Annotated in this window: 16 protein-coding genes and 3 pseudogenes; 9 read left to right on the top strand and 10 right to left on the bottom strand. The window is 66.5% G+C overall.

What is annotated here, in order from left to right; translation table 11 throughout:
* Positions 1 to 29 precede the first annotated feature (29 nt).
* The 4 genes from I4Q42_RS22435 to I4Q42_RS22420 form a co-directional block, all read right to left on the bottom strand.
* Positions 30 to 1,475, bottom strand: coding sequence for an SLC13 family permease (locus I4Q42_RS22435; protein ID WP_198578325.1), 1,446 nt, complete (start codon positions 1,473 to 1,475; stop codon positions 30 to 32).
* Entirely contained in the window at positions 1,472 to 2,365 is an 894-nt protein-coding gene (locus tag I4Q42_RS22430; RefSeq protein ID WP_198578324.1) for a TauD/TfdA dioxygenase family protein, read from the bottom strand. The genes I4Q42_RS22435 and I4Q42_RS22430 overlap by 4 nt, the downstream gene beginning before the upstream one ends.
* A 134-nt stretch (positions 2,366 to 2,499) precedes the next feature.
* Complete coding sequence (locus I4Q42_RS22425) at positions 2,500 to 4,080, bottom strand: YadA-like family protein (RefSeq protein WP_198578323.1); 1,581 nt, start codon at positions 4,078 to 4,080, stop codon at positions 2,500 to 2,502.
* 134 nt (positions 4,081 to 4,214) lie between these two features.
* Positions 4,215 to 6,227 carry a winged helix-turn-helix domain-containing protein gene (locus I4Q42_RS22420; RefSeq protein ID WP_198578322.1) on the bottom strand — a complete coding sequence of 671 codons (2,013 nt, stop codon included), beginning with the start codon at positions 6,225 to 6,227 and terminating at the stop codon, positions 4,215 to 4,217.
* A 126-nt stretch (positions 6,228 to 6,353) separates the two neighbouring features.
* On the opposite strand from I4Q42_RS22420, the gene I4Q42_RS22415 reads away from it, so the two are divergent.
* The 4 genes from I4Q42_RS22415 to I4Q42_RS22400 all read left to right on the top strand — a co-directional run bounded on the left by I4Q42_RS22415 (position 6,354) and on the right by I4Q42_RS22400 (position 8,576).
* Entirely contained in the window at positions 6,354 to 6,764 is a 411-nt protein-coding gene (locus I4Q42_RS22415; RefSeq protein ID WP_198578321.1) for a hypothetical protein, read from the top strand.
* A gap of 92 nt (positions 6,765 to 6,856) precedes the next feature.
* Positions 6,857 to 7,243 (top strand): hypothetical protein, encoded by a 387-nt coding sequence (locus I4Q42_RS22410; RefSeq protein ID WP_198578320.1) that lies wholly within the window; start codon positions 6,857 to 6,859, stop codon positions 7,241 to 7,243.
* Positions 7,237 to 7,572, top strand: coding sequence for a hypothetical protein (locus I4Q42_RS22405; protein WP_198578319.1), 336 nt, complete (start codon positions 7,237 to 7,239; stop codon positions 7,570 to 7,572). Before I4Q42_RS22410 ends, I4Q42_RS22405 begins: the two co-directional genes overlap by 7 nt.
* A 62-nt stretch (positions 7,573 to 7,634) precedes the next feature.
* On the top strand, positions 7,635 to 8,576 hold the full coding sequence (locus tag I4Q42_RS22400) for a creatininase family protein (protein ID WP_198578318.1): 942 nt from the start codon (positions 7,635 to 7,637) through the stop codon (positions 8,574 to 8,576).
* 278 nt (positions 8,577 to 8,854) lie between these two features.
* Here I4Q42_RS22400 and I4Q42_RS22395 read toward each other — a convergent pair whose 3' ends face one another.
* Positions 8,855 to 9,778, bottom strand: a complete 924-nt coding sequence (locus tag I4Q42_RS22395) for a hypothetical protein (RefSeq protein ID WP_198578317.1) — start codon at positions 9,776 to 9,778, stop codon at positions 8,855 to 8,857.
* A gap of 407 nt (positions 9,779 to 10,185) precedes the next feature.
* On the opposite strand from I4Q42_RS22395, the gene I4Q42_RS22390 reads away from it, so the two are divergent.
* A complete protein-coding gene (locus I4Q42_RS22390; protein WP_198578316.1) occupies positions 10,186 to 11,025 on the top strand; it encodes a hypothetical protein in 840 nt (279 codons plus the stop codon).
* Positions 11,026 to 11,270: 245 nt separating this feature from the next.
* Positions 11,271 to 11,894 (top strand): phosphatase PAP2 family protein, encoded by a 624-nt coding sequence (locus I4Q42_RS22385; protein ID WP_198578315.1) that lies wholly within the window; start codon positions 11,271 to 11,273, stop codon positions 11,892 to 11,894.
* A 195-nt stretch (positions 11,895 to 12,089) separates the two neighbouring features.
* Here the strand turns inward: I4Q42_RS22385 and I4Q42_RS22380 are convergent.
* A pseudogene (locus tag I4Q42_RS22380) lies at positions 12,090 to 12,238 on the bottom strand (integrase); the annotation flags it as partial.
* Positions 12,239 to 12,692: 454 nt separating this feature from the next.
* Between I4Q42_RS22380 and I4Q42_RS22375 the strand changes: the two are divergent.
* A complete protein-coding gene (locus tag I4Q42_RS22375) occupies positions 12,693 to 14,513 on the top strand; it encodes a hypothetical protein (RefSeq protein ID WP_198578314.1) in 1,821 nt (606 codons plus the stop codon).
* A 137-nt stretch (positions 14,514 to 14,650) separates the two neighbouring features.
* Here I4Q42_RS22375 and I4Q42_RS22370 read toward each other — a convergent pair whose 3' ends face one another.
* Positions 14,651 to 15,010, bottom strand: coding sequence for a VOC family protein (locus I4Q42_RS22370; protein WP_198578313.1), 360 nt, complete (start codon positions 15,008 to 15,010; stop codon positions 14,651 to 14,653).
* A gap of 67 nt (positions 15,011 to 15,077) precedes the next feature.
* Between I4Q42_RS22370 and I4Q42_RS22365 the strand changes: the two genes are divergently transcribed.
* Positions 15,078 to 15,392, top strand: a complete 315-nt coding sequence (locus I4Q42_RS22365; RefSeq protein ID WP_198578312.1) for a MarR family transcriptional regulator — start codon at positions 15,078 to 15,080, stop codon at positions 15,390 to 15,392.
* 3 nt (positions 15,393 to 15,395) lie between these two features.
* Here I4Q42_RS22365 and I4Q42_RS22360 read toward each other — a convergent pair whose 3' ends face one another.
* The 3 genes and pseudogenes from I4Q42_RS22360 to I4Q42_RS26680 form a co-directional block, all read right to left on the bottom strand.
* Positions 15,396 to 15,839, bottom strand: a complete 444-nt coding sequence (locus I4Q42_RS22360; RefSeq protein ID WP_198578311.1) for a VOC family protein — start codon at positions 15,837 to 15,839, stop codon at positions 15,396 to 15,398.
* A gap of 218 nt (positions 15,840 to 16,057) precedes the next feature.
* A pseudogene (locus I4Q42_RS26685) lies at positions 16,058 to 16,180 on the bottom strand (integrase); the annotation flags it as partial.
* A 27-nt stretch (positions 16,181 to 16,207) separates the two neighbouring features.
* A pseudogene (locus I4Q42_RS26680) lies at positions 16,208 to 16,404 on the bottom strand (integrase); the annotation flags it as partial.
* A 348-nt stretch (positions 16,405 to 16,752) separates the two neighbouring features.
* Here I4Q42_RS26680 and I4Q42_RS22350 point away from each other — a divergent pair.
* The coding region (locus tag I4Q42_RS22350; RefSeq protein ID WP_198578310.1) for a beta strand repeat-containing protein at positions 16,753 to 18,761 on the top strand (2,009 nt) is incomplete at its 3' end.

The following is an 18,761-nucleotide window of genomic DNA, read 5'->3' as shown; positions in this document are numbered from 1 at the left end:
ACATGCGATGAGCGAGAAGGCGACGCGCCTTAGAGCCGTCCCATCGCGACGAACGCGATCAGCGCTGGCATCAACAACAGCATCCAAAGCCCGGCGCGGGCGAGATCCGGTACGCGCACGGGCGGCGTTCCGACGGCGATGGCCAGGCCGGGCGTCCCTGGGACGACGAAGCCGCCAAGGCTGGCGATCACCGCCGCGATCGCCATGGGCGCCGGGTCCGCGCCGACCGCCGCCGCCAAGGCCACCGCGGCCGGGACCGTGATCGTCGCCATGGCGATGTTGTTGACCAGTTCGGTCAGCAAGGCCGCTCCCGCCACCAGGGCCAGAAGGGCGATCCAGGTCGGCACGTCGTGGATCTGGCGCAGAGGCCCCGTCAACCAGACATCGACGCCCGTCTTGGTCAGGGCCGCGCCAATCGCCAGGGCGCCGCCCGCGATCAGCAGCACGCCCCAGGGTATGCGCGCCGCATCGTCCCACGATAGGAGGCGGCGGCCACGGCCGGACGGCAGCAGGAACATCAGGCCGGCTCCAAGCACCGCCACGCCGGCGTCTGAGACGCCCGGAAGCACGCTCTTGAGCGAGGGCATGGTCAGCCAGGCGCCGAGGACGCAGACCATGATCGCGGCGACCGCCACCTGCGGAAAGGACCATCCCTTCGGCGCGTCCAAGGTCCGCAGAAGGTCCTCGCGGGCGGGCAGGCGCACGCTGAAGCGAAACCCCACGGCGACGATGAGCGCCCAGGCCGTCGGCACGCCCAGCACCGCGACGGGGAACCCGTAGGAGAACCAGTCGATGACGCCGATGCGCTGGCCCGTCTGCTGGGAGATCATGCCCGCGGCCACGGCGTTGAAGATATTGCCGCTGAAGGTCGAGAAGCCGCCCAGCATGGCGGCGTAGGCCACGCCGATGATCAGCGCGCGGGAGAAGGTCCTGGCGTCGGCGTCCCGGTCCGCGTTGGCGGCGGCCGTGGCGAGCGCGATGGCGACACCGATCTCCACCATGAAGAGCGTCGCCATGGACGTGGCCACCCACATTCCGGCGAAGGCCGCGGCCGCCATCACCGCGAGCAGAAGCCGCCGAGGTCCGCCGCCGCCGACCACCACCGCCAGCCGCGCCAGTCGCAGATGCAGACCGGTCTTCACCGCCGCCAACGCCATGACCGAACCGCCGAGCAGCAGGAATATGATCGGCGAGGCCTGGGCCTTGGCGGCCGCCTCCGGCGTGACGACCCCGAGCATGGGGAACGCCAGGAAAGGCAGCAGGGCCGTCACCGCGGCAGGAACCGCGTCGCCGCACCACCAGACGATCATCCAGGCCAGAACGCCGATGACCAGCCAGCCGTCCGGTGAAAGACCCGAGGGAGCCGGCGCCACGAGCGCGATAGCCAGCATCGCCGGACCCGCGACGAGGGCCGCGATCCGCGACCAGCCGCCCCTGTCTCGCGCGGGGGCGAGCGCTTCGTCCTTCGTGCTCATGACGCCATCTCCGCGAAGGGGGCGATGTCCTGGGTCTCGACGACGGTGGTGCGCCGCATGTCGCGGCGCTCATTGAGATCGTCGTAGGGAAGGCCGCGGTGCATCGTGCAGCGATTGTCCCACATCACCAGATCGCCGACCCTCCAGCTGTGCTGGAAAACGAAACCAGGCGTCGTGGCGAAGGCGATCAGGTCATTGAGCAGGGTGCGCCCGCTCTCCGGAGACCTCCCCAGAACGTGCGAGGCGTGGGACGCCAGATAGAGCGACATGCGCCCAGACCCAGGGTGGTGGCGCGCGATAGGCTGGACGACCGGAGGAAACCGCTCGGCGGCCTGCGAAGCCAATTCGTCATATCCGACGAGGCCGCGCGAGCGTGACATGGAATGAACCGCTTCCAACCCGACGATGTCGGCCTTGGTCGTCGGATCGAGCGCGTCGTAGGCGGCGCGCAGATCAGCGAACTCGGTCTGCCCGCCCGTGGCGGGGCATTCGTGCGCCGACAGGAAGGAAATCTTCCCCCACCGGGGCTTGAACGAGCTGTCGGTATGCCAGAAGCCATTGGCTTGCTGCATCAGTCGCCAGCGATCCTCTGGCGCACGGATCGCGCCGTCGGGCCCGAGGTTCGAGACCTCGGCGATCCGCGGCTCGCCGAGGCGGGAGTTCGTAATTCCCCTGACCGCGGCGCCGACAGTTTCCTCAAGGGCGCCAAACCGCTCGCTGAAAGCGATCTGCTGTGCGTTGGTCAGGGGTTGATCGCGAAAGACCAGCACCGCGTGGGTGTCCAGCGCCGCGGCGATCTCGGAGATCAGGGCGGCTTGAAGCGGTCGTCCCAGATCAACGCCAGAAACTTCCGCGGCAAACAGCGGGTGGAGGGGCACAGCACGGACCATGGCGACGTCCTCGGATTGAGATGGCGCTAGCTGGAGGCTGGGGACACGGTCGGGCTCGACATCCTGCCTGCCCAACAGCCCTGGGGCTGAAGAAACCCTGCGTACTCGAGAGGCGAGGCCTCCCAGGCGCCCCGCTAAAATTCGCCGGCGACGCCGACGCGGGCGGCGTTGTCCTTGCCGCCGCCGTAGGAGAGGCCGGCGGTGAAGGCGAAGGGAAGACGGGTGTTGAATCGGTGAGCGATCGATGCGCTGAAGGCCGTCTCTCCGCGATAGACGGCGGTATTGGCCGCGTAGCTGGTCTTGCCCGGGGCCGAAGGCATGGGGGCCGGCGCCAGGGCGATGGCGGCGGCGATGCCCCGGCGAGCCTCGCGGCGATTGGCCGTAGCCAGGTCGAGCAGAGCCGTCTGGCCGGTTTGCAGGTTCTGGATTTGCTGCGCATGCGCCGCCGTCGCCGCCTGCAGCGCGGTGATCGCCGGACGGATTGTCGTATCCCGCCCGACAACTCCGCTGGCGTCCACCGTCATCACCGCTGTTGCGCCTGACTGGACCGCGGTGCTCGCCTCGACGTCTCCGATGGTGACCACACTGCCGGCGCCGCCCAACGCCACCTGGCCGGCCCTGGACGCCGTCGCGCCGACGCCGATCGCGACCGACCGGTCGCCGCTGGCGACGCTGGAGGGGCCGATCGCGATCGCCTCCGCGCCCGTCGCCTGAGGCGCGGGACCGGCGCCGTTGGCCCGGAAGTAGGCCCCGGTAGCGACAGCCGCGTTCGCCGTCGCCTGGGCGGCGGCGGCGGTCGCGAAGGCTATGTCGGCGCTCTGTTGAGCGATCGCCACGCCCGCGAGCGCGCTGTCAGCACTCTGCTGGGCCGACGCGGCGTTGGCACGCGCCGCGTCGGCGCTCTGCTGCGCGGTCGCCGCGTTCAGGACGGCGGTGGTGGCGGTCCCCTGGGCGGTAGTAACGCTCTGGTTCGTGACGAACAGCTGTCCGCCATTGACGGCCTCGGTGCTCCCCGCGGCCACGCCGCCTGCGGCCAAGTTGACCAGGCGCCGTTCGCCACCCACCGCGCCGACCGAGACCGTGTTGGCCTGGTCGGCGATCGCGCCGGAGCCCAGCGCGATGCTCGAAGCTGCTGGAGCCTGCGCGCCGCCGCCGATGGCGATCGCGCCCAAGCCTTGGGCGCTGCTGAACTGCCCGACCGCGATTGACGCCTCCCCGGCGGCCGACGAGTCCGCGCCCATAGCGAGCGAACCTGCCGCCTCCGCCAAGCTTCTGGCGCCTAGCGCCGTCGCCGACTCGCCGGTGGCCGTCGCGACGCCGCCGACCGCTGTCGAAGAATAGCCGGGTGAACCGGCATTGGCGCCTAGGGCCGTCGATAGGCTACCGGACGCCCCGGTCGCCTCTCCCAAGGCGGTCGAAAGGTCGCCGATCGCGGAGGAAAAGGCGCCCACCGCGGTCGAGGCGATCCCCGGAGCTCTCGCGCTGGCGCCGGCGGAAACGCTGTACGCTCCCGACGAGGACGCAAAGTTCCCCGCCGCCGTGCTGAAGAGACCGCTTGCAGTGCTGTTGACGCCGCATTCGGTGGAGTTGGTCTCGATGCCTGGGTTGCATGGAGCGGTGGAGTCCGCCCAGGCCGGAGCGGCGTGGACCGCCATCACCAAGGCCGTCATCGCTAGAGGGCTGGCGCGCAGAAGTCGACGCGTGGCGTTCATCATCGGTTTGCTCCGAGCGAGTGGGTGTTGGGAAAGATCCCGCGCGCCTCGCCTTGAAGAAGGCGTCGACACAGGGGGACCTAGGACCCCAGGGCCCTCGCTCAGAAAGGACGCCAGCCTGACTTTAGCCTGATCTTTTACTGACCCGCGGACGCAGGGGCGGTGCGCTGCGCCACCGACCGCCGACGCTCTTCCATCAGGGCGGACAACTGGGGCGACGAGCGCCACAGGGCGAAGTAACGCGGGTCCCGTCGGACTGAACTGGGGAATTCGGCCGAGCCGTGCGGCAAGGCCCAGGGCAGGTACAGCGAACCGCCTCGCACAGCCTCTTCCAGGCGGCTCATGGCCTCCTCGGTCGAGCCCGCGTGGGCATATTCCAAAGCCAGCACGAAAAGCGCGTCGGGCAGGCTTCGGCTGAAACCTACCCGCGCCGGCGAGCCTTGACGCACGGCCGCCTCGTCCCGGCGGATCATCTCCAGATATCGCTGCGGCCGCCCCTCGATGGCGTCGGCCGCGGCGACGAGCCGCTCCAGGCGGGCCGCGACCAATGGAGGCGGCTTGCCTCCCCAGACCTGCTCGCGCACCTGCGTGGCCACGGCGCGCATTTCGGACGGCTGGCGCCGGGTCAGCAGGATCAAGTGCAGATCGCCGAGCACGAACAGGTGGGTGCGGTCACGGCGGACAAGGCCCAGATAGGCCTTCACGGCCTCGTCGGAGCGCCCCGCGCAGAGCATCAGGCGGGGAACGGTCAGGCCCCGCCAGGTGCGCTCGGGATCGAGCGCCGAGGCGAGTTGGGCGTGTCGCAGTCCCGCGTCGCATTTGCCGGTCAGGCCCAGCGAATAGGCGTACCAGGTATTGGCCTCCGCCGAATTGGGCGCCAGGGCTACGGCTCGGTCGAGCAGGCGCCTTGCGTCATCCCAGTGCAAGACGCTTTCCAGTTGCTTGGCCGCGGCGATGAGCACCTCAGGATCATCGGGATTGATCGCCAGCGCCTTGTTGACCGCATCCGCTGCGCGGGTTTGGCGCGCCCGAAACTCCGCCTCGTTCTCGCCGTCCCGCGGATGGAACGGAAGGATCGAGACACGGTATCGAAGCATCAGGGCGGCCACCGAGCCGGGCTCCCTCGCCAAGGCTTCGTCGCTCAGGGCCCTAGCCTCGGCGCTGCGCTGCTTGGCGAGCGCCCAGTCGCGAAGCTCGCGCGCCTCACTCCCCTCAAGATACTTTCGATCGGCCTTTGCGACGAGCGCCAGGGTGTCAGGACTCTCGGGCTCGCGCGCCGCCGGCAGGCCCGCGCGCCGGTCTCCCAGCCACAAGGCCAGATAGCGGGTGGCCGACGAAATCGCCCGTTCTTCAGCACCCAGGCCTGGCGGCCCGCGGTTATCGAACGTCGCGCCCCACACCCGCACGCCGGTGCGGCCGTCATCGAGACTGAGCGTGATGGTCTCTTGCCCGTCCGCGGTGTCCACGTCGCCATTGAGAACCAGATCGGTCGCGGACCGCTGGCCCGGCTGGCCGATCACCGCCGTGTCGACGACGCGCAGGCCGCTCATCCGTGACACCGACAGGCGAAGCCGTTCCCCCAGGTGCGAGAGCGCCTTCGTGCGGTCGGGACTGGTCGCAACCCCGGGCAGGACCGCAATGCTGTAGGCCTCGTGCCGGATCGCGGGTGGGACGCCAGCCGGCTTGACGAGGGGCCAGGCTAGAATCCCCACGCCAGCCAGCGCCAGGATAGCGACGATGATCCCGGCGGCGACCGCTGCGGCCCTCAAGGGCCGCCCTCCCGCAATGGGCGCAGCCCGTGTCTCTGACACCAGACGAGGCGAAGCCGCGTCATGGGCGGCCTCGACCCGATAGCCCACCGAACGGATCGTGGTGAGGCTGAACGCGCCGGTGGCGCTGGCCAGTTGCCGGATCCGCGACATCACGCGGTTTATCGCGTCCTCACTGATGCTCCTGCCGTCCCAGCACTGCTCGACCAGCGTATCGCGCGACACCACCCGCCCCTTGCTGCCGGCAAGGACGAGCAGGACCTGCATCACCTGCGGCTCGAGCGTTCTGACGCCGCCAGGATAGGTGAACTCGCAGGTCGACGGCCGCAGCACGCCGGCGCCCAACTCAAGATCGGGTGCGTTGGCCAACGCCGTTTTCATGCCCCCTCCATAACCAGAAGTCGGCGAAAAGTCAGCCGGAAGTCAGGCTGCGGTCCTGTCTGACACCATGGGCTGGCCCCTAGCTGGGACCTACCGGAATCGTCCGGCCGATCGCAGGATAGGGACATGGCCGCACATCTTTATGATCGTGCCCCGCTGGCATGGCTGGCCACATTCGCCGCCCTGGGATCGGCCAGCCCCGTGGGGGCGCAACCAGTCAACGCCGTGCCTTGCAACCTGGGCGTCGCCTGGCAGCTCACCCACGCCGACGGCGCCATCGTCCGGGCGAAGATCGAACAGCAGGGAAGCCGCTTCCGGGGCGGCGCCACGGGTTCCACGCCGCTGCTCACCGGCAATCTCTACGACGGGCGCGTCAAGGGACGGGTTCTCAGTTTCCACATCAGATGGTCGACGGGCCAGGCCAGCGCCTATCGCGGCTACATCCTTCCTGACGGGCGCGTCGAGGGCAGTCTTCACGATCTCCACGCCCCCGGTCGCCAACAGCCCTGGATCTTGAAGCAGCGGGTCAGGTGCTGAGCTCGCGACCTTCGTCACGACGCAGCATGAACGCCAATCCGACAGCGCCCTCGCCGCTCCGCGAGTTTCACTCATCCAGAAGGAAACACACCATGCGCACCCTGATCATCGTCGCGGCCTTGGCCGCAGCCGCGCTTCCCGCGTCGACCCAGGCCCAGCCCCCCGCGCCCGCGCCGGCGAGCTGTCGAATTCCCAGCTGGATCACCATCGTCCATGGCAACCAGGCGGTGGCCGAAATGTCGATCCGGCAGAGTGGCGCGAGCCTGACCGGCCGTGGCGGCGAGGGTCGCAATACCGGCAAGCTCAAGGGGCGCGTCTCCGGACGCGACGTCGAGTTCTCGATCCAATGGTCGAACGAACACCGCGGCCTCTACACGGGCCGGATCAGTCAGTCTGGGAGGTTGTCGGGCGCCAACAGCGACGCTACCGACATGCGCTCGCAGACAACGTGGTTCGTGCGTGAGCTGATCCGATGCTGAAGGGCTTCAGCAGACACCATGGCGCGGCGTGGCGACGCAAGACGGCCTGGCTCACCGTCTGGATCGTCGCCGGCAGCGCCGTGTTCCTCGCGTGTGGCCGCATCCTGTGGCTGGCCCACACGACCCATACGGTGATCACGCCGCTGCGGCGATACCGGCGCATCGTCGGCCTCGACGAGTCGCCGGGCTTCTTTTGGGCGTGCGTGGTGGTCTACGCGCTCGTGTTCCTCTGCGCGCCCGCGGCGTTGGCGTCGTGGGCCAGCGACCTTGCTGGCCAGTTTCGGCCGCTTGGCAGCGATGCGCGAAAGCAGCGTGTCGGGCCCAGCTGAGATCTGCCTAAATCTTACGGGCATCAGATAACTCTCGACCCTTATCCACGTGGAGCGCGGCGATGCGACGTAGAACGGCGATGGGGCTTCTGGCTGGCGCGCCGGCCCTCGGCGCCTTGATTGGCGGCGTCGCCATGTCGCGCCCCTCGACGCCCGGCAAGGGGGCCGTCCGAACCATGCTGGAGATGACATTCCCCGAGTTTGAGGCGGCGGTCGCCAAGACAGATATCTGCCTGGTCCCGGTCGGCGCCATCGAGGCTCATGGCCCTCACCTGCCGCTAGGCGCCGATGCGCTGGGCGCCGTGGACCAGCTTGGCGACGTTCAGGCCTATCTTCGCGATGCGGGCGTCGCCAGCATCATCGGTCCCCCGCTGAATATCGGCATCACCAACGAAGCCGGCGACGACCGCAGAGACGGCACCTACATCTACCCCGGCAGCCTGACGATCGGCTCGGCGACGTTCGTCGCGCTCTACGTCGACCTCCTGCGCTCGCTGAGGGTGAACGGCTTACGGCGAGTGTTTCTCTATAGCGGCCACCTGGGCGGTCGGCACCTGACGGCGATGGCCAGCGCGGTGATCCAGGCCAACCGCGAGGTCAGCGACCTCGCCGCCTATGCGCTCATCGACAGCGAGCGACTGACGAGGCTCGATCTGGCGCCAAGCCCCAACATCCTGCCGATTGTGGATGGTCTGAACTTCGCGATGCTCAAAGACATGCTGGGCGGCGCGGAACCAGCTTTCACCACACATGCCGACGGCTGGGAAACCAGCCTCATGCTCCACTATCGGCCAGAGCTGGTCGCTCACGGATACGCACGTCTGCCCCAATCCCCGTCCCTGCCTTTCCTCAGGGCGGGCGAGGCTGGAGACCGAACTCTCAATCCCAGCGGAATCGGCGGCTTTCCCACGAGCACAGCGACGGCGGATGTGGGGCGAAGGATCGCGGAATATCGCACCCGACGAATTGGCGACGCGATGCTCGGCGTACTGCGCCCGGCTTGATGTGTGGCTGTGGATTCCCAAAGGCTTCAATCCGTCAGGGAATGCGCGCGGACCCGACGTTGACTCGACTTCTAGCGAAGGAGCGCTGCGTAGCGATGTACGCCAAGTCCTCAGCGTCACCCATCTCCGCTTCTTACGCATTTGCCGCCCGGAGGTCTGCATCGCCGGCCGGAGTGCGTCACGAGCCGACCTCTGCATCGCCCCATGAACCGGACCCGCCGCGCCCATCAAGCAAGTCGGCCGGCGTCAGCGCCTCCGAGGCTCCCCGATCAGCGCGTCTAGGACGTCGGCCATGGCACCTCGATGAAGCCCTGGGCGCCCTGCGCCGCCAAGCGCAAGGGCGCGGCCCGCCAGCTGACCTTCAGTTCAACATCGGGCGGCGTTGGTTCGCCCGGGGTCTGGCCTTCAGGGCCCCAACTGAAGGTCTCCAGTGCGAAGCGCAGCCGCCCATTCTCCCCTAGCTGGGGATCAGAAAGGAAGTAGGGGGTGTAGGCGCCTCCACCGTCGAAGGGCCGCTGCGCGTAACTCGCCACAGCGTGCCACGCTCCGCCGCGCCATATGTGCCACAGCCCATCGAGCACGCGCGCATCGGCGTCCAGTCGCACACCCGATAAGACGATGCTTTGGTCTGGCCCTTCGATCACGTCTTCGAGGCCCGTCACATGCAAACCGGTCGGGAGCCCATCAAGCACCAAGGCATAGGGGGGACTACTCAACAGGTTACCGACCTCGACCGTACCGCGCAGATCGGCGGGCAAAAGCAAGCGCGCCTCAAGTCGTCGGCCGCTGGAAAGCGTCCGCGCCAGGACAGGCTCGGGCGCGGGTCCGGCGTCGATCGGCAGGCGCAGGCCGTGCACGGTATGCAGTCTCACGGCTGTGGCGGCGTGCTGGCAGGCCTCGCGCAGCAGCGGCTCGGTCGACGTGAGCGACCTGGCGACGGCGGCGTCCAGATCCTCAGGCGAGATCCGCCAGGATTTGGTCAGAGTGTAGATGACCTGGGCTTGGGCGTCATAGACCTGCAGGGTTAGCCCTTGGCGGTCCCGACTCAGAGCGGTCCGCAGCGCGCCCGCCGTGCGGACAACCCCGCATACACCGCCGAGGATCGCGCCATCGGCGAGCAACACAGACCAGAAGTTGGGTCCGCCCATGCCGATCTCGCCGACACCGCCAATCTGTCGGTCGACATCCGTCGGCTGTGTCATCAGGCTCTCGGGGGTGATGGGAGAGGATCGCCACTCGGCGCCGAGGCCAGGGCCCTTGGGCGCCCTCAGCCCCATGAGGCCACGCAAGACGCTAATCATCGGCTCTCCGACCCGGCCCAGTGCGGTGTCATTGAACGCGGCTCAGCATAAAAATATCCAAGGAAGATAACCCACCTATCATGGTGTTGTTTGGCTGTACGAAGATAGCGTGGAGTTGAGTATGCGTGGACTTTCCCCGGCGCCGCCGCTCTTTTATCGTCGCCGATCACTCGGGCTTTTGGAGATGCGCCGGCCCAAGCCGGGGATCTGAATTTGGACGCTGATTACGCACCCGGGACGCTGCCTGTCACCGGCTGGACACAACGTGACCGGTGACCTGCGACCGCCGGCCCATTATGGACGCTCCAATGAGCCTTCCCCGTTCTCTGGCCCTTGGGGCGGTCCTGTCCGCCGTAACGGGCCTGGCCCCGATCACGACCGCCTGGACCTCGCCAGCCCGCATCGCTGAAAAGCCACGCGCCCGCGTGTTCCAAACGGTGAAGACTGCCGGCAGCGGCTGGCGCGCCGCGGCGTGCGCCGGTCTCGAAGGTGATTGCGTCCGGGACGCGGCGCTGTATCACGCGCCCGGCGACGCCCCGAACGCCTACTACGTCATCCTGCTGTCGGGGCCGACCTTGCTGAAGATGTCGCTCGACGAGGATCGGCGATGGCGGGTGACGGCGCGGTGGAGCCTACGGGATTATCGCTCAACCCCTCTAGGCGTCGCCAACGCCGTCGCCGATCCACTCCGCCTGTTTCCGGCCCTCTATCCCCTAGGACCCGACGACTGGGCCGTGGCCGTGCTCGGCCGTCGCAGCGAGATGTATTCGGGCGGCGGCGCCAATGTCGAGATCGCCGACTTTGTAAGTCTGAAGGCTCTCGCCGCTTCGGCGCGGACCGCTAGGCCGGCGTATGGCGGCGTGCCGTTTAGTTGCAGCACGATGATCCGCGCCTGCTTTTCAGAGCAAGATTATAAGACCTCCAAGCACTGCCACGACGAGACTTCCGGCAGCCTGACGATCCGTTACACGCCTGCGCCGCCGGGCGCCGCGCGCCACGGCTGGACCTTCTTGTGGAGCCAGATCGACTGGCCGCAGGACACACCGCGCTCCAAGGCGAGCCGTGAGGTCTCGGCCCTGAAGGCTCCCCCCGAAGGGCTGTTCGACCCCAAGGACGCCTTTGGATTTTGCGGCGGGTTTGGAGATTAGGCGGATCGGCGAAAACCAGGGCGCCCCCTTGGGTGACGACCATGTCCGTGACTGGAACGGTAACGTCGCGCCATGAGCGGCGCTTGGCTTGCGTTCGAAAACCCGACGCTCAACAAAACTTCAAACGCCGCTGAGACGCCCAGAGGGAGCCGGCGCGTCGCGGAACAGCAGAGCCTCAAGCACATTTTCGCTTCATGATCAAAGCGCGACACGCCCTAAACCCTCGCTCTGAAGGCTTCGCCCTTATGGCGCTGCTTGGCTTAGGGGTGGCCTTAGCAATCTTCCAAGATGTCGCTGACGATCAGAACGAAGCCGACGGCCAAACTTCGGACTGGAAGATCCTCAAGGCGCTTCGCGCCAGGGGCGACCCCGCCAACCCAATCGGGCCCAAATGGGTCAAGGAGAGCTTGACCGAGACCAGCGCCCTTGGCGGCGTCACCGTATTGGCTGGCATAACCGCGGTGACGGCCGGCGGTCTGGCCATATCCGGCAAGCGCCGCGAAGCACTGCTGACGGTCGGCGTCTTCACCGGCGCTCTGGTTCTGAGCGAGGGTCTAAAGAACCTCTTCAAGCGGAGCCGGCCGCCAGCTGAGTACCGCGCCGCCGAAGCGGTGAACGAGAGCTTTCCCAGCGGCCACGCCCTGTTGTCGGCGGCGACCTTCATTTCCCTTGGCATCCTGTTCGCCCAAGGCGCCAGGAGCACGGCCCTGCGAACCTTTGGTCTGACCGTGGGCGCCGCCACCGCCGCAGCCGTCGGCTTCAGCCGAATCTTCCTCGGGGTCCACTGGACGAATGACGTGCTGGGCGGCTGGGCTGCCGGTTCAGCGTGGGCGGCGACCTGCTGGCTGGCCGGGCGGAGACGACGGTAATGCACGCGCGCCTTCACGCCGTCGTTCGGGCCCCGCAGTTGCCGCTCATGACCTAGATTAGAGCCCAGCCCCACTGCTGGCGATGCCGCAGGGGAAGTCGCGCCATTAATTCTCGTTTGCCGACCTCCAGGAACACGACGTTCCGCAGCCACGTGTCGTGCATGCGGACCGCGCCAATCCTCGTGGGCTGATAGGCTAGAGTTTGATCTGCTCGGACATCTTCAGCGCATCATCAATCTCGATGCCAAGGTATCTGACCGTGCTATCGAGCTTCCTGTGTCCTAGTAGAAGTTGGCGTGAACGAAATTGCCGGTCTTCTTGTAGATTAGTGCACCCTCCGTTCGCGGAGGCTAGCGATGACGGCGGCAGTGGCGGTGGCGGCGGCCCAAACATCAATGTTGATGTGGACGTCATCGAACTCATCAAGCTGCTGAAGATCTCAAGTGGTGAAAGGTCGGCACCCTCGGCAACGAATTCAAGATGAAATTGTTCAGTGGCTATGACGGCTAGCAGATCGATCAGAATAAGCTCAAAAAGATATCCACGGTCCATGGCATCGATGTCTATTCTTATCCCATCGGAGATCTTGGCGACAGCAAGGTATACTATGCGGATCCGGACGGAAATGGCGCTTCGACACCGGCGTGGTCTTCGTGCCCGAGAACAATCTGGCCGGCTGGGACTACAACACCGATGGTCACATCGACGAGATCGTGACGAACTAAGGCAAGGCATCCCCTCTCCGCCAGCGTCCCTGGTGGGGAGGGGACAAGGGTCCAGCGGAGCATTCGATCATATATGCTGAAGCGCTTGGCCGTCGCGGCCTCCCTGCTTACTCCTACAATCGGCCTGTGCGCCGAGCCGCATCCCTACGCCGCGTTCTGCCGATCGCCCCGGCTCGAGATCTCGCCCGCCGGAAACTATCTGGTCGCCTTACTTCCCGACGAGATCTCGATGGCGTCGCTCGACTGCGTGCTCGCCGGCGGGGTTTGCCCGGTTGCCAGGTTCGCTGGCGAGCGCGGCACGGTCACGACGGGACGGATGTATTTCAGCGCCGACGACCGTTCGCTTTATCGCCCCGTCGCCCGCTTCGACACGGCTGGCCGTGAGAGCGGTCAGGGCGAAATCAGAATGTACGACACAAGCGCGATTTGGGCTGGCGGCAGGACGCCGGTCGCCACGTTTGATTTCGCCGGCCGTCGCAACATGCTCGGCTATATCGACGTCGCGCTGCCCCTTAAGGCCGCGGACGATCCGGCCACAAAGGCGCAATCGGCGCGCGCCAGCGCCATCCTGCTCGCGGCGGAGGCCGAACTCACGCAGATGAGCGCCAATGCGCGGAATATTTACGGCCGTATCGATGGCGACCGGGCAATCTGGTTGGCCCGCAAGGACGAGGACTATTCGGTCTGGGTCAGCCGGGACGGCGCGCCGCTCCGCCCCCTGTGGCCCAACGGCCATCCGTTCTCCCCGCGCACCAAGAACCTGCGGTTCAAGTTCGATGGCCGCGACGCCATGGTCGAAGCCAGCGGCGGCGTGCTGAGAATCTCCGACGCGGGCCTGCGCGACCTTACGGCCGGCCAGTCGCGCGCCATGCTGATCGATGGTGATGATCCGTCGACGTACTACGGTTACGTCTCGGCCGAAGGCGCGCAGGGCAAGGGGTTGGGGACCAGGCTTTCGAAGCAGTTGAACGAGTCCATGCACGCGCATTCCGCCGCCGCGGTTCTAGGGGTGTCGGTCAATATCGCTTCCGGATCGAGCGTCGTCAGCTACGCGCCTTACCTGATGGAGGGCCAAAACTTCGCCCGCCACGACGTGCGACGAGGCGACCGGCGGATCGAGATCGACTGCGGCGGCGCGCCCCTCGCCGAAAGGACGGTGAAGCGCTTGGGCGGCGCCGATGGGCTCTTCATAGAAAGTTATGCCCGCGACGGCGCCCGCCCCACGGTCGTCTTTCTGTATGGCGGTCCTGGCGGACACATCGACCCGGCGACCCGCGCCAAGAACAGCGTCCAAGCCCTTCTCGACGCCGGCTTCAACGTCGATGTCGTGCATTACGGAGGCTCGGACTACACCTTCGCCCTGCACGATCGGCTCTATCGCCAGGGCGCAAAATCGCTTGCAGCTGACGCGCGCATCCTGAGCCGGCATATCGAGGCCAGGCGCGCGGAGGGCCGACGCCTCTATCTGGTGATGGAGAGTTTCGGCGCCTACTTCCATCGTCGCCTGGACGCCGAGGCTCTGGCGATGGTCGACCACGTGTTGCTCGTCCAACCGGCCGGAACCATGGATCCGACCAGCGTGGACGCTCCGGGCCTTCCCGCTCGCCAGAGAGCCGATTTCGTCCGGCTCGCCCGGACCAGCAACGCCGCGCTGTGGGGGCCTGGCACGGCGACCGAAGAGACCGAGTACTTCAAGCGCCTGAAAGGTTGCCCGCTCGTGCAGCCGACCACCATTGTCGTCGGCTCGCGGGACGATGTCGTTCGCCCGCTCGAGGACTACGCGCCCTGCCTCAGGGAAGCCGACGTCGAGGTCGTGACCTACGACCTACAGCACGGCAGCGTCCTTTCCCTGCAGACGCCGGACGTCGTGCGGCGTCTGGTCGAAGGTCGGTGACGTCGTCGTTCTAGGCGACTTCCTGCCAAGGAAAGCTCAGCGCCAGTTGCGGACTCGACGATCTCTCCAGGAAGGCGACGTTCAGCGGGCTTGTCTGCAGGCGCGACGAACCATCCGGAATATTGAGCTGTTATCCGTCATCGACTTGATAGAAAGAACGTATTCCTGTCGGGATCCTGAAAATAGACATGCGGGAACGGCTTTAATTCAGGCGGTCCTAAAAAGGTTACGCCCTTTTCCAGCAGCCGCTCGTACTCGTACTGCACGCTGTCACAGCCAAAGGAGCCGTTGAAGAAGGTGCCAACTCTGTCTTCGTGACCGTCCGGCGTGAACAGCAAGATGCCGGTCTGGGCGCCGGGAATGGAGAGTTCAATCCAGCGCCTGTCTCCGACCGGGCGATCCGTGGTGATGATGAAGCCCATCACGCCTGTCCAAAAGGCTAGGGCTCGCTCCTGATCTCTGGTTGGAATTCCAACATAGTTGAGCTTCTTGATCACGAGGCAGGTTCCGCGGCCAAAGGCCGTTAGCTTGCGACCACCGATCGCCGTGGTACTGGCTGGTGCGATGAGCGACAAGCAGTACACGCTGGACGCCTACGTCCTCGACACTCTCATGCGCGACCTGGTGGGTCACGATCACCGGGCCTCGGCGTTTCTGGTCTATCTGGCTTTAGCAGCCCTGGGCGATACCAGCCCTCGCCTCAGTCACGCCCAATTGGCGGAGCGGACCGGCCTGTCGAAGCGCAGCGTTCAAGCCGCGGTGATCCATCTTGCCGAACGAGACCTGATACGCCCCACCCGGTCCGGCGCCACCGACGTGACCCGCTACGAGGTTCTGGCCCCGTGGCGGCGTGGGGCCGAACCTGCGCCAGGTCCGTAGCGCTCATTTAGGCTGCCACAACTCAACCAGCGTGCCGTCGGGGTCTTGCACCCAGGCAAACCGTCCGAAGGCGTTGTCGTCGTCGCGCTTTAAAATGGCGACGTTTGACGCCCGCAGCCGAATGATGATCGCATCCATGTCATCCACGGCGAAGTTGACCATGAACTCGCGTGTCGACGGCGCCATGTGGTCGGAGGTCTGCGGAAAGGCCATCCAGGAGATCTTGGGCGGGTGGCCCGGCGCATCGTAAGGCAGCGCCGCGCCGCCCCAGGCGGCGACATCCAAGCCAAGGGCATCGCGATACCAGTTCGCCAGGGCTTTGGGATCCTTGCTTTTGACGAACACGCCGCCAATGCCGGTCACACGGCCGATCGGCTCAGCCATGGCCGCCGCCTGACAGGCGAGCGCAAAGGCGATCGCGAAGACTGGTCTCAAGAACGCCTTCATTCATGGTGCTCCCCGCAGGCCCCAGGCGGTCCAACCCTGTGTGACCGTTATAGATCGGGTGGCGCCTAACGCGCACCGGAAGCAACGATTGCTATAGCAGCGATTGTAGAGCGTGTTTGCACGAGCTTAGGCAAAGTCGCTGCGGACCGAGTTGCGGATCGGCTGGCTGGCGCCATGAGCTGATATTGGCTCAGCTCCAAGAATACGACATTCTTGGGCCGGGCGTACTGCCGCGTGCTGACGTGGTCGCCAGGTCGGCTGCGGCTCGGAAAAAGCCAGTCATCATGCCGACGGCCCCGGATTTTTAGCCACGCGGCCAAAGCATCTCGAGTGGGTTCGGCGCGACGGTGATCAAGAAGACGGGCCAGCCGCAGCCGCACGAGTTTACAGCCTCGGAGCTTGGCGTCGATCGCACAGTTGAACATCGCGAGGTCGCATACTCGCCCATTGGCCTTAAGCTGCTGGCTTATGCCCCAGATGTGCTTGGGGCTTGAATGGCGGCTTTTGGCCCGATGATGCGTCCGGTGTTCCAGGAACGTTTGGGGGAAGGAAGAGGTTGAGCCATGTTCGCCTCCTGCGAATTGGCTACACCCCTTGCCTTAGTCCTACCACGCTTCATGCCTCCTTAGCTTTGGAGCCGCAGGCCGTCATTTGGTTGCGCTCGAAACTGGCTAGTGCCGGATGCCGAAATTTCGCGATCGCGTTGCGGGCGCTGATGGATTTCGGCGAGTGAGGGAACTGCTCGACTGCTAGCGTGCACGTCGAGCCGCCGCGGAAAACATGGTCGACTGGCCGCTCCACGCTCGGAGAGCGACGTTATGTCGCCGCCCCTGGAGGCCAATTCTAACCTGCAAATTAAGGATCACACCCGCTTAACGGACGCCTTCGATTGGTGACCTCCTGGCGACCGGCAATGACCTTTGCGACCCGCGTTCTGAGCTTCAAGACCATCGCCCGGACCAGCGTGGCCCGCCTGATGGCGACGCTGCTTATCCTGGCGTTGAGCCAAGCGCCGGCGCTGGCCGCCACGCTGACCTTCAATCGCGCCTATCAGGGCGGACTGTCGGGCCAGACCTTCACGACGACGAGCCAGCTCACCGTCGATGCTGGCTCGATCCGCTTTAGCGACAACGGGAACCAGCGATCGTTCCAGAACACGAGCGGCACCCTGTACTACACGGTGGGCGGGGTGGCCTATTCCGAGACGGGGGTGCTGAACTCCCGCTACCCGAACGGCAACACCCAGATGAACGCCGTCGCGTTCAGCGGCACTGGCGGCGACCGCCTGCTGGTTCTTGGCGGCTCATACACCACCTCGAGCGCCTACAGCGGCAGTTCCAACGCCATCGTCACCAAGCTCAACGAATATATCGACGCCACCGCACCGGACCCTTCCCAGACGACCCTGCTGGTCAATGGCGGTTCGAGCGCCACCGCCTCGGTCGGCGGGACGGCGACGGTCGTGGTGACGGTGAAACTGTCGTCGGGAACCGCCGTGTCCGGCGCCACGGTGTCGATCGCCGGCAGCCCGTCGGGCGGCTCGTCGATCTCGCCGGCCTCGACCACCACCAACGCCAGCGGCCAGGCCAGCTTTACCGTCCAGGGCCTGCAGTCCGGCACGGTGACCTACACCGCCACCGCCTCGGCCAATGGCACCACAACGACCAGCGCCGGCACTGTGTCGGTGACCTATGTCGGCCTGCGCAACGCTGGCCAGTCGACCGCCAGCGTACCGTCCGGAACGGCGGGACAGGCGACGACCGTGGTGATCACAGTCCGCGACGCCGGCGGCACGGTGATGACCGGCGCCTCCGGCGGCCTGGCCGTCACCATTGGCGGAACCAACGCCGGCGCCACGCCCAGCGCCATCACCGACAACGGCAACGGAACCTATTCCGTCACCTACACCCCCACCGCCGCAGGCACGGACTCCGTGGCCATCACCCTCGATGCGACGGCAATCTCGGGCTCGCCCTATTCCAGCACGGTGGCCGCCGCGCCGACCGCGCCGACCATCACCACCACCAGCCTGCCGACGCCGGTGCTTGGCCAGGCCTACAGCCAGACCGTTGCCACGACCGGCGGCACGGCTCCGGTGACCTTCGCCGTCACCAGCGGCTCACTGCCGGCGGGGCTCACCCTCAACGCCTCGACTGGCGCGATCTCCGGCACGGCCACCGCCGCCGGAACCTACAGCTTCACGATCACCGCCACGGGCGCCAACAGCCTTTCGAGCAACCAGGCCTACAACGGCACGATCGCCGCGGGCATCGCCATCACCACGACAAGCTTGCCGACGCCGTTGCTGGGCCAGGCCTACAGCCAGACGGTCGTGACTTCGGGCGGCACGGCCCCGGTGACGTTCGCCGTCACCACGGGGTCGCTGCCGACCGGCCTCAGCCTCAACGCCTCCACGGGCGTGATCTCCGGCACGGCCACCGCCGCCGGCGCCTACAGCTTCGCCGTCACCGCCACCGACGCCAACAGCCTCACCGACGCAAAGACCTACGCCGGCACAATCTCGGCTGCCGTGACCATCACGACCTCTTCTCTGCCAACGCCGGTTCTGAGCCAGGCCTATAGCCAGACGATTTCGACCAGCGGGGGCGCCGCGCCGGTCACCTTCGCCGTCACCAGCGGCTCACTACCGACGGGGCTCACCCTCAATGCCTCGACCGCTGCGATCTCCGGCACGGCCACCGCCGCCGGCGCCTACAGCTTCACCGTCACCGCCACCGACGCCAACAGCCTCACCGACACTGAGACCTACAGCGGCACAATCGCGGCCGGCGTCGTGATCACGACCTCTTTGCTACCGACGCCGGTGCTCGGCCAAGTCTACAGCCAGACGGTCGTGACTTCGGGCGGCACGGCTCCCGTGACCTTCGCGGTCACCACCGGTGTGCTGCCCACCGGTCTGAC

This window comes from Caulobacter hibisci (genome assembly GCF_016135805.1).
GTDB classification, from domain to species: Bacteria; Pseudomonadota; Alphaproteobacteria; order Caulobacterales; family Caulobacteraceae; genus Caulobacter; species Caulobacter hibisci.
Note: the sequence above shows the minus strand (reverse complement) of the source record. Positions and strands in the feature narration are given on the sequence as shown.